This is a genomic window from Paracoccus sp. NSM (assembly GCF_052379855.1).
In the GTDB taxonomy this organism is placed as follows: domain Bacteria; phylum Pseudomonadota; class Alphaproteobacteria; order Rhodobacterales; family Rhodobacteraceae; genus Paracoccus.
Genome location: NZ_JBQTCG010000026.1, coordinates 1 through 9,287, shown reverse-complemented (window position 1 = coordinate 9,287; position 9,287 = coordinate 1). Strand labels below are relative to the sequence as shown.

General features: G+C 65.8%; 13 protein-coding genes. 2 read left to right on the top strand and 11 right to left on the bottom strand.

Annotation, left to right across the window (positions count from 1 at the left end):
- Positions 1–165: 165 nt before the first annotated feature.
- From ACTZWU_RS16600 to ACTZWU_RS16590, 3 genes are read right to left on the bottom strand one after another with little or no spacing between them, the layout of a single operon-like run.
- Positions 166–372 carry a hypothetical protein gene (locus tag ACTZWU_RS16600; protein ID WP_444738473.1) on the bottom strand — a complete coding sequence of 69 codons (207 nt, stop codon included), beginning with the start codon at positions 370–372 and terminating at the stop codon, positions 166–168.
- Positions 369–572: a hypothetical protein gene (locus ACTZWU_RS16595; RefSeq protein ID WP_444738472.1), complete on the bottom strand. Its 204-nt coding sequence runs from the start codon at positions 570–572 to the stop codon at positions 369–371. Before ACTZWU_RS16595 ends, ACTZWU_RS16600 begins: the two co-directional genes overlap by 4 nt.
- Positions 569–778, bottom strand: coding sequence for a hypothetical protein (locus ACTZWU_RS16590; protein WP_444738471.1), 210 nt, complete (start codon positions 776–778; stop codon positions 569–571). The genes ACTZWU_RS16595 and ACTZWU_RS16590 overlap by 4 nt, the downstream gene beginning before the upstream one ends.
- A gap of 58 nt (positions 779–836) precedes the next feature.
- Here ACTZWU_RS16590 and ACTZWU_RS16585 point away from each other — a divergent pair, with 58 nt between their 5' ends.
- Both ACTZWU_RS16585 and ACTZWU_RS16580 read left to right on the top strand, forming a co-directional pair.
- Entirely contained in the window at positions 837–1,115 is a 279-nt protein-coding gene (locus ACTZWU_RS16585; protein WP_444738470.1) for a helix-turn-helix domain-containing protein, read from the top strand.
- 150 nt (positions 1,116–1,265) lie between these two features.
- Positions 1,266–1,634, top strand: a complete 369-nt coding sequence (locus ACTZWU_RS16580) for a hypothetical protein (protein ID WP_444738469.1) — start codon at positions 1,266–1,268, stop codon at positions 1,632–1,634.
- Positions 1,635–1,646: 12 nt separating this feature from the next.
- On the opposite strand, the gene ACTZWU_RS16575 is transcribed toward ACTZWU_RS16580, so the two are convergent.
- The 8 genes from ACTZWU_RS16575 to ACTZWU_RS16540 all read right to left on the bottom strand — a co-directional run bounded on the left by ACTZWU_RS16575 (position 1,647) and on the right by ACTZWU_RS16540 (position 8,527).
- Positions 1,647–2,660, bottom strand: a complete 1,014-nt coding sequence (locus ACTZWU_RS16575) for a replication initiation protein (RefSeq protein ID WP_444738468.1) — start codon at positions 2,658–2,660, stop codon at positions 1,647–1,649.
- Positions 2,661–3,261: 601 nt separating this feature from the next.
- Complete coding sequence (locus tag ACTZWU_RS16570) at positions 3,262–4,803, bottom strand: phage major capsid protein (RefSeq protein WP_444738467.1); 1,542 nt, start codon at positions 4,801–4,803, stop codon at positions 3,262–3,264.
- Between the two features lie 197 nt (positions 4,804–5,000).
- Positions 5,001–5,207 (bottom strand): hypothetical protein, encoded by a 207-nt coding sequence (locus ACTZWU_RS16565; protein WP_444738466.1) that lies wholly within the window; start codon positions 5,205–5,207, stop codon positions 5,001–5,003.
- Between the two features lie 301 nt (positions 5,208–5,508).
- Complete coding sequence (locus ACTZWU_RS16560) at positions 5,509–6,681, bottom strand: helicase RepA family protein (protein WP_444738465.1); 1,173 nt, start codon at positions 6,679–6,681, stop codon at positions 5,509–5,511.
- A complete protein-coding gene (locus ACTZWU_RS16555; RefSeq protein WP_444738464.1) occupies positions 6,678–7,058 on the bottom strand; it encodes a hypothetical protein in 381 nt (126 codons plus the stop codon). Before ACTZWU_RS16555 ends, ACTZWU_RS16560 begins: the two co-directional genes overlap by 4 nt.
- A gap of 79 nt (positions 7,059–7,137) precedes the next feature.
- Positions 7,138–7,728 (bottom strand): head maturation protease, ClpP-related, encoded by a 591-nt coding sequence (locus ACTZWU_RS16550; protein WP_444738463.1) that lies wholly within the window; start codon positions 7,726–7,728, stop codon positions 7,138–7,140.
- Entirely contained in the window at positions 7,725–7,958 is a 234-nt protein-coding gene (locus ACTZWU_RS16545; RefSeq protein ID WP_444738462.1) for a hypothetical protein, read from the bottom strand. The genes ACTZWU_RS16550 and ACTZWU_RS16545 overlap by 4 nt, the downstream gene beginning before the upstream one ends.
- The gene (locus ACTZWU_RS16540) at positions 7,958–8,527 is read right to left on the bottom strand and encodes a hypothetical protein (RefSeq protein ID WP_444738461.1); all 570 of its coding nucleotides are present in this window, start codon (positions 8,525–8,527) and stop codon (positions 7,958–7,960) included. The genes ACTZWU_RS16545 and ACTZWU_RS16540 overlap by 1 nt, the downstream gene beginning before the upstream one ends.
- Positions 8,528–9,287 lie beyond the last annotated feature (760 nt).

The window sequence follows — 9,287 nt, the reverse complement described above, 5'->3', positions numbered from 1 at the left end:
TTCTGCCCCGCCCTTGCGGGCGGCAACGGCCCTCGGGGCGACGAAGGGCGGCGGGCGCGCCCCGACCGGATCGCGGGCCGGATCGCGGGCCGGATCGCGCCCAGGCATGACAACCGCCGCGCGATGTTTCGGGCGGCGGTCAGGCTTGTTCGGCCATATCGGGTGTTATGACTCCGCCCCTGCGGTTGCATCCGCCCGGATCGCCGCCAGCATCCCGGCCACGTCCTCGGCCACCGCGCGGGCCGTGGCGATGCCCTGCGACATGGCCCGGCCTTCCTCTTTCGGCAGATCGCCGGATGCCATCGCCAGAAGCGTCAGAAGATCGCGCAGCCGGTTCACTTCATCCTCGCAATCGAGAAGCCGCCCGATCATGCCGCGCCCCCTTCAAGATCATCCTCGATCTGCGACGCCAGCTCGGCCATCAGCTCGAAAAGGGTCACAAGCGCCAGGTCCATTTGCGCCAGGGCAAGCGACGATTGCGAAGCCGCCGCGCCCACGCGGGCAAGGTGGCGTATCTTCGCCGCCCGGTCGATGGTCGCATCGCTCACGCATGTCTCGTAAAACCCGCTCATGCCCGCCCCCCGATCTGATCGGCCATCAGGCGCCGCGTCTGGCGCATCGCCGCGCGAAGATAGGACCGGGCCTCGCGCTCGGCCTGCGAATAGCCGCCCCGGCGCTCGGTCACGTCCAGGGCAAGCGACAAACAGTCGTGCAGGTCATCGAGGCGGGCGGAAGGCAAGCCGGGATCGGCCGCCGAAAGGCGGGTGTTCTGTGGCATTGTCACGTCTCCAAATCACAGGTATTGATAGGAAACATATCAGATAGGGGCGCGCATCGTGTCAATAGGAAAAATATCAATCCGGCAGGTGAAGGCCGCGCGATCCTTGCTGGCATGGTCGCAAGATGATCTGGCGCAAGCCTCTGGCGTGTCCGTCCCGACCATTGCCCGCCTTGAGGCGGCAGACGGGGTTCTAGGCGGGCGGGCCGCAACGGCCAGCGCGATCCGCGCGGCGCTGGAACAGGCCGGGGTGATCTTTCTGGACGGTGACGGGCAAGGGCCGGGCGTCAGGCTGGCCCGCCAGCAACCCACCGAACAACCCGGCGCGGGTTGCTGATCCGCCGCGCGGGTTGCTCACGACAACCCGCCGTGGGTTGCTGACATGCTGGCGGGTTGCCGGGAACAACCCACAGCGGGTTGTCCTGATCGGGCGCGGGGTGCATCCTGCAACCCGCGCCGGGTTGCCCGGCAGATCGAGGGGGAAGGCATGACAGCCAAGGGCAGGGACAACCGGCCAACGCTGACCTTGAAGGGCGCGGGGTTCACGCCCGAATTCCGGTCGCTGTTGAACAAGGCCGCGAAGAAGACCGGGAAGACCCAGGCGGAATTCGCCGCCGAAGTTCTCGCCGCCGCCGCGCGCCGCGCGCTTTCGGACAGCAACCCACAGGACAACCCGCCCGACAACCCGCCGCCCGCCACGGTGCAGCAGCTCGAAGACATGCGCGCGGCGGTCCAGGCGGCGGACCTCAAGGCGGAAGAAACCCGCAAGACGGTTCAGGACCTTGCCCAGAAGGTCCAGCAGCTTGCCGAAGCCTCGGCCCGGCGCGGCCTCTGGCAACGGATCAGCGGGCGATAAGGCCGGGCCGGTTCAGACCTTCCCGACCTTGCGGCAGAAATCGGCAAACAGCTTGTCGATGTTGCCCGCATCCCGCGCGATGCCGCGATCCGACAGGAAGCGCCGGAAATCGGCGGCGATCTTCTGATTGTCGGCATTGCATCCCGCCGCTTTCTTGATGTCCAGCCAGCGGGCCGAATAGGCGATGCCCCCGGTCGCGGGAAAGGCGGTCGGGACCGTCTCGGACGTGCCGTCGCGCCGGGCCTTGCGCCCGACCTTGGACGCGGCCAGCTCGCGCTTGGCCTCGCGCGGATCGCCCTTTTCCTGCCAGCCGATTGTCACGCTGGCCACGGTGCGGCCTATCTTGTTCGGGCGCGCGGTCAGGGTCAGGCGGGAAAGCTGATTGATTTCCGAAAGTGCCATTTGAAGGCAGTTCCGATTCAGGTCGGCAAATCGCTTTTGCTGGCCCTCGGGAACGCCCAGAAGCGCCCGAAGTTCGGGAATGGTGAAGGTCTTTTCCCTGACGAATTCCAGCCCGGCCAAGCTGGCGACGTGCTGGAACAGCAGAACCGAATACTTGCTGCCCAGGTGAAAGACGGTCTGGCGGTCGAGGATCGCCCAATGGTTCGATTGCTCGGCCATGCGCCGGAAGGTCCGGGCGAAATACCAGCTCACCAGAATGTCGCCGCTCACCTCGTGGCGGTATTTTATCACCGCCTCATCGAGAAAGCCGCCAATCGTGACCTCCATCGCCTCGGGATCATCGAAGGTCAGAACCGCCGCGCGCAATTCCTCGAATAGCGGCGTCAGGCTGGCGCGGTCGTGGTTCTTCATGCCCTCGATCCGGCGAATTTCCGAAAGCCGGATATCGTGCTGGACTTCCTCGGCCATGCGCCCGCCCGCCGTGGCGATCATCAGATGCATGAGCTTCAGCGCCTGAAGGCTCGGCGCATTCCGCATATAGACCCCGCGCGCCACCTCGGCAGGCAGGACCGTCTTGGCCTGATCGAAAGCCCGATCAGCGGCAACTTGGATTGTCTTTCCCATAAGTGTTTTCAATCGGTGTGTTTCCCACACCTGTCAACACGACATTTCCGCCCGAAACCACACTTAAGCGGCCCGAAACCACACTTAATCGGCCCGAAACCACACTTATAAACGCCCAAACCATTGTTAAAATGCAACTTTTCGCACCATGAACAAGAAGAACTTAAGAACAAGAAGGGCGCGGGGCGCCTTGCAGATTTTCGGAATGTAGAAGCCGGGCGCCTTGCGCGGGGATCTGATCGCAACTTTTCCGGTGGCCGGAAAACCGGGCCTTGCCAGAAAGCCCGATTTCCGGGCCTCTGGCGGGCCTTTCGGGTTCTCGGCATGGTCCGTATAGGCAAGGGCAGGAAAGGCGCCTTGCGCGCGCTCCTGCGGCGTCTCGCGGCATGATCTGGCGATGATGCCCGAAAGCCCGAAAATGAAACGGCCAGCCCCGGTTCTGCAACCGTGCTGGCCTGCGCCGCGCCCCTGAGAATCTAAAGGGCCGCGCCTTGTCGCGGTTTGCCCACTCACGACTGACGGGATCGCTTTGGCCGCCCGATGTGGCCGGGCGCGATCCGCCCATCAGCGCCAGGACCGACCGGCCCGGCGCGATCCGAGATCAGGCGCCGGGGTTCATGAACCAGGCGCGGTGATCCACAAAGCCACAGCCGAAATCCAGCCGGACCTTGAATTCGCTGGCGTCCACCTCGAAGCCCTCGCGGGTGAAGACCTGCGGCCCGGAAGCTCCGTCCAGATAGGCGTGTTGCAGACCGTCCGGCATCCCCGGCGCGGCGGTCACATACCAGCGCGTCGTGCTGGACAGGTGCGCGTCCACCAGGACCGTCAGCCGGTCGGCAAAGGGGTTCACGTCGCCCGGCGAATTCGGGGTGATCTGCGCCACCAGCGTTTGCGCGACGGTTTCCAGCTCGGGCGGCACGACCAGGAACATGGGCTGAACCGCGATGACCTCGCCGGAAAGCCCCTTCTGGCGCCGCATGGCGGTGCGGGCGACGGTCAGGGACGCCACGGAAAGCGCCGTGCCGGTGGCCGCGACGTTGCCGTGATCGGCATGGAACAGGGTTTTCCCGTCCCGCAGGACCGGCCCGGCGCCGTTGTTCGCTTCCAGCAGGCGGGCGAACAAGCGGGCCTCGGTCATGGCCGCGCCCTGCCCGAACATGCGCGACGATTGCTCGAAGGCGCCCAGATCATCGTTGACGCGGGCTTGCCGGGTCAGGGCGAAAATCTTGCCGTAGGTTTCCACGGCGAAGGCTTCCCCGGCGTCCTGAATGGTGCCGGTCGTGAATTCGCCATTCTCCAGCACCTTGCCCAGCTCCACCCCGCCCGAAATCCGAACGGTGTTGATCGGCCGGAAATCCGCCGCGCTGATCTGGCGCGACACGCGCTTGATCTGGGATTCGGCGGCCTGATAGGCGCCCAGAAGAACCTTGTTCGAGGCAATCGCCAGGGCGGCGTTGAAATCGTCCACGCCCTGCGATCCGCCAAAGCGCATCGAGGCGCGCCCCGACAGGCTGGACAGGTTCGCCATGTCATCGAGGCGCATCGAGGCGAATTCGCGGCCATGCGTCGGCACATGCCCGGCCTGCATCCGCGCAAGCAGCGCATCCGCCATCGCCTCGGCCCGCGATGGCCCGGCGCCGGTGGCGGCGCTGGCATGGACGGGCGCCGCCGTCCGGCCCGGCGCCTCGGCCCGCGCCATCAGCTCGACAGCCTCGGCCCCCGCCGCCCGGCTGATCGCCTCGAGGATCGCGGCGGCATCATCCCCGGCGCTGGCCCCGGCCATCAGGGCGCGGCGGGTGATATCCGCCAGGCGCGCCCCGTCCAGCCGCCCGGACTGCATGAAGGGCGCGGCCATGCGGTTGACCTCGGCCAGACCTTGCGCCGTGGCCTCGGCCCGCGCGGCGGTCACGCCACATTCGGCCATCAGATCGGCCATCGTGTCGGGAATGCCCGCCCGGCTGGCGGCAAGCCGCATCTGCGCCAGGTGACGCGCCGAAGACTGGCCCGGCGCGGCGCCCGGCGAAGGGACCGCCGCGGGGTTGCCCTCGGCCCGCGCCATGAAGGCCGCGCCCCCGATCAGCGCCGCGAAGGGCGGCAGGTTGCGGGCGGGCGCCGCCGCCCCGGTGTTGATCGTGTCACGCATGGTGATTTCCTTTCGATCATCGTAGAGGCGAAGCGGTCGCCCATCCGGCCCCGAAGCGGGACAACAACAGCAACCCAGACAATCAGCGGGTATTCTGATACCTCGCTTTGACGTCACGGGGTGCGAATTACCCGCGTGCGAAACATGGCCGGAAGGACCCAAAGCCGCGCCGCAACGTGGATTTCTGGCAAGGCGGTTCATCGCTTCCCCGCCTCAAGCTCGATCAGGTGACGCAGGCAGCGAAGGCGGCGATGAAGCCGCGCCAGTTCGTCTTGCGCCGCGACGGTCAGGGGATTGTTCGGCGCCGCACATGCCGCGATCAGATCGCGGTCGAGGCGTTGCAGCCGCTCGATCAGGACCGCCGCCCCGGCCTCGGTGGCACGTTTGCGAAGAAGCCCCTTCATCGCTTGCCCCCGATTTCGGGACAGACCGCCGCAACCGGACAGCCCGAAGCGATCCGGGCGTGTCCCGAACGGGAAGGGGACCCCCCTAAGGGGGGTTCCCCTTTCCCTCCTGCGGTCCGGGCCACATACGCCGCGCCGATTTTTTCCGGATCGGGGCGGACAAAGGCGGATGCATCAATTTCGCAAGCATAAACAGACACTTGACGAATTGCCGGACAAGCCCGGACAAGGGCGGACAACCCGCCCCGCGCCGCCGCCCCGGACAGGGCGGACAAGGGCGGACAAAATTTCCCTGTCCGCCTCATTCCAGACACCACACCAGATCGTCACGGATCAGGATTTTCCGTGTCTTTTCAAGTTCATCGCGGCAACGTCTGAAAATTCGCGCGACGGTTTCCGGATTGTCCGAAGACGAAAGCCCGCCATCCGCGCGGCAGGCATCCCGCCACAGGTCCAGGGCGACGGCAGGACGCCCCGGATAGTTCGGCTTGCGGTGAACTTGGCCGTGATCGGTCAACACTCTGTCGAGGAGCGACAGGGCCTTGCGCGCCGCTTCGCTCACAACCGCGCGGCCCGCCTCTGCGATGCCCGCCGGTTCGACCAGGCAGGTTGTGACGGCATCGCCGTCCTGATCCAGCCCAAGTTCAACTTGCCGAAGGCGATAGGCAAAGCGATAGCCGGTCGGCCCGTCGCGCTGCTTTGTCACCTCGGCGGCGATCTGGCCCGCATCATCGCGGGACAGCTCGATTTCGGTATCAATCGCCGCGCGCAGCGATGAATGCCCCCGCGCGCCCTTGCCGGTATCCTTGCCCGTGTGGTGAACAAGCATGACATGGGCGCCGGTCACGCGGCGGATATGGTCGAGATTTCGCAGAAGCTCGGCAATGTCCGGGGCGGCGTTTTCATCCCGCCCGCCCATCACGCGCGCCATCGTGTCAATCACGATCAGGTCGAAAGGCGCGCCCCCGGTCGCGGCCAGGTGTTGCAGAACCTCGGCCAGCGGCCCGGCCTGACTGTCCGGCCCGGTCAAGGTCATGGGGATCGCCAGAACCCAGAATTCGGGATCATCCAGCGCGGCAACCCGGTTTGCGAAGCCCCCGCCGCCCTCTGCGGCGATGTAGAGAACCCGGCCCTTGCTCACGCGCCGCCCGCCCCATTCGCGGCCCTTGGCGACGTGGTGCGCGATATCCAGCGCCAGAAAGGACTTGCCGGAATTCGAGGGACCGTAAAGGACCGACAAGGCGCCCTGATCCAGCCAGCCTTTGACCAGATAGGGCCGTTGCAGGCAGGGTTTCAGATCGGCGGCGAAGGTCGCGGCGTTCAAGAGGAATTGCGCGCGGGGTTTCAGGCTTTCGCGCCGGCCAAACAGCGGGACAGCGCCGGACGCGGCGCCCGGCGCCGGGTTGATTTCCTCGGCTTGGCGCATCGCATCGCGGACGCGCTCAATCCCCGGCCCTTCCCGATCATCGGTCATGCGGCGCCCCTTTCATCGGCAAAGCGCAGGAACGCGGCCTGATCGGCGGCGCCAAGGCGCGAAAAGCAGGCGGCGGCGTAGGCTTTCAGCTCGGTCCGGCTGGCGAATTCGGCCCAGTGCCGGGCCTCGGCCATCACGCGCCCGAAAGCCGGGATCGGGGCGCCCGCGCGCAGCGCGTCCAGACAGAATTCGACCAGCGCCAGGCGGTCAGCGGGCGGGCATGGCGCCAGCGCCGCCAGGACGCGCCGCGCGGCCAGCTCAAGGCGCAAGGCGCGGTCAAGATCGCCCGGCCACGCGGCCAGGTCGAAACCGGCCCGCGCGGCATCGCTGGCGCTCTGGCATCCCGCAAGGGCGCGGGCGGTGCTATGCTGCGGCACGTCTGATTCCTTCCAAGGTGTTCAGATCGGGACCGGGGCGGGCGAGTTTGGCGACATGGCCGCCCCGGTTCCTGCGATTTCAGGCGGCGCCCTGCCCGGCTTGCCGGGCCGCGCGAAGGATCGCGGGCGGCGGCGCCTTGAACCGGGTGTAATCGAAGGCCGCGACGGCTTCGCCGCTCTGATCGGTCCCGAACACTTCATCACAGAAGTTCAGGGCCTCGGCTTCCTCGGCGGTCAGCCATGTTTCGGCGGTCATCCAGCCCCGGACGCGCTCGACAGGATGCCCGGTGGCGCGCGAATAGGCGCGGGCGTAGGTGTCGGCCAGCTTGTCCAGGTTGTCGGCCTCGCGGCGAAGATCCTCGGCAGTTCCCCAGACAAGGTTTGACGGGTCGTGGATCATCATATGCGCGGCGGAATGAACCGCGATCCGGGCGGCGCCCATCACCAGCAGCGAAGCGGCGGAAGCGGCAACCCCCATCACCTCGGCCCGCACATTGCCGTGTTGCTCGATCAGCGCCATGATCGCGGCGCCATCCGCCGCAATGCCCCCGAAGGAATTGACCACCAGGCAGACCGGGCGCCCGGCATTCTCGGCCAGGAAAGCGCCGATCGCGGGCGGGTTGTTCTGACCTTCCCCGATCGGGCCGTGAATGTGCAGGGTCGGGATCATTCTATCACCTCGAAATCGGCAATCATGGGCGGCAAGGCTTCATCGGACAGAACCGGCGCCGCGCCATTGGGCAGGGCGGTTTGAACCAGGTGCAGACCTTGGGGCGCGCCGGGGTCGATCAGGTAAAGCCGCCGCGTCCGGCGCGGGGCGCCGCCGCGATCTGCCTCAAGCTCGATCAACTCGACCGGCCCCCAGGGCGGCGGCAGCGTGACGCGGAATTGCCGGACCATCAGCCTGCAACCTCGGCCAGCTCGGGCAGCGACAGCGCCCGCGCCGCCGCAAACACTTTCGCCCGCGCCGCCGTCAGGTTGTAAAGCTGAAGCGACAGGGTTTCGCGATCCTCGAAGCCTCGGGCGGCGAAGGCGACGGAAGACGTGATTTCGTCCCGCGTCCCGCCGTGCCAGGTCACGGAAAAGTCGCGTTCCCCGCCCGTGATCTTGCCGATGCCGGGACAGGTCCAGATTTCACGCGCAATCCAGATTTCATCATCCCACCGGCCAAGAAGCGGGCGCGGCTCGGAAAGGCAGATCATGTGATCGTCCACGCGGTCAAAGGTCCCGCGCTCGATCCGGTCAACCCCGTTCAGGATGAAGGACGACACATCCTCGGCCCGCAACCCGGCCCGCGTCAGGTCGAAATAGGGGCGAAGCATGACGGCATCCCGAAGGCTGTAATCCAGCCAGGCCGCATCCTCTGTTTCCGTGTCGCGCGGCGTGATCGGCAGGACCTCGCGGCGGCGCCCGCCGTCCAGTTCGTTCCGGGTCCCGCCCGTGATCTTCAAAAGCTGACTTTGGCGCATCTGCGGCCTCTCATGATTTGCGAACTTAGTTGCAATGTTCAGGAAGGTGCGAAGCTTGTCAATATGCGAACTTAGTTCGTAATTCGCCGTGAGAAGGTGCTGAACTTTTGGGCATCGAATCGCGCTGATTCGCCAACTGTCTGCCGTGTCAGGACGGGACGCGACACGGCGCCATGCAGACGATCACACATGTGTCGGGTCGCGCAAAGGCCATGCGCCACGTCTTACAGCCACAAATGACTGAAAGAAAAAGATAATCTGTGTGTAACCCTGGGGAAATCCGGTTAAGGGCGCCACCAGATGTTGATAGTCTGCCCCCTCGGCGCTCTACTGATAGCGCGATAACGCATCCACGGCTCGAGATAGGAGAACAAATTGACCCCCGATCAGGCGATGCTGCTGCTTACTGCTGCACATCTGCTGGTGGCGATCCTTGCTTTCGCAACCCGCCGATGACTCTGGTCGAGGATTGAACAACCCCGCAGTGCGGCAAACACCACGGGGTCAAGCCCAAAGGGCAGTCTTTAGTCAGACAGTTCAATCTAAGCGACCTTAAGCTAAAATGGAAAGCCCCGCTAAACAGCGGGGCTTTCACTTTTTGTGTGCATGGCCTGCGCCGGGCGCCCCGGTGTAAAAAATTACACTTCCATTTCTTGCCACTCTGACAGCTCGCCCCCTCTGACAGCGCGGGCGGTCGAGGATCGGGGCGACACATGGGGCAGCACATGGCAGGAAATGCCGAATGTTAACGTCGCCTCTG

What these genes read in the sequence shown, in the direction of transcription:
- ACTZWU_RS16545 (WP_444738462.1), bottom strand. Translation starts at nt 7,958, where the DNA reads ATGGTCCGGCAATTCCGCGTCACGCTGCCGCCGCCCTGGGGGCCGGTC.
- ACTZWU_RS16590 (WP_444738471.1), bottom strand. Translation starts at nt 778, where the DNA reads ATGCCACAGAACACCCGCCTTTCGGCGGCCGATCCCGGCTTGCCTTCC.
- ACTZWU_RS16560 (WP_444738465.1), bottom strand. Translation starts at nt 6,681, where the DNA reads ATGACCGATGATCGGGAAGGGCCGGGGATTGAGCGCGTCCGCGATGCG.
- ACTZWU_RS16595 (WP_444738472.1), bottom strand. Translation starts at nt 572, where the DNA reads ATGAGCGGGTTTTACGAGACATGCGTGAGCGATGCGACCATCGACCGG.
- ACTZWU_RS16580 (WP_444738469.1), top strand. Translation starts at nt 1,266, where the DNA reads ATGACAGCCAAGGGCAGGGACAACCGGCCAACGCTGACCTTGAAGGGC.
- ACTZWU_RS16570 (WP_444738467.1), bottom strand. Translation starts at nt 4,803, where the DNA reads ATGCGTGACACGATCAACACCGGGGCGGCGGCGCCCGCCCGCAACCTG.
- ACTZWU_RS16600 (WP_444738473.1), bottom strand. Translation starts at nt 372, where the DNA reads ATGATCGGGCGGCTTCTCGATTGCGAGGATGAAGTGAACCGGCTGCGC.
- ACTZWU_RS16550 (WP_444738463.1), bottom strand. Translation starts at nt 7,728, where the DNA reads ATGATCCCGACCCTGCACATTCACGGCCCGATCGGGGAAGGTCAGAAC.
- ACTZWU_RS16575 (WP_444738468.1), bottom strand. Translation starts at nt 2,660, where the DNA reads ATGGGAAAGACAATCCAAGTTGCCGCTGATCGGGCTTTCGATCAGGCC.
- ACTZWU_RS16565 (WP_444738466.1), bottom strand. Translation starts at nt 5,207, where the DNA reads ATGAAGGGGCTTCTTCGCAAACGTGCCACCGAGGCCGGGGCGGCGGTC.
- ACTZWU_RS16540 (WP_444738461.1), bottom strand. Translation starts at nt 8,527, where the DNA reads ATGCGCCAAAGTCAGCTTTTGAAGATCACGGGCGGGACCCGGAACGAA.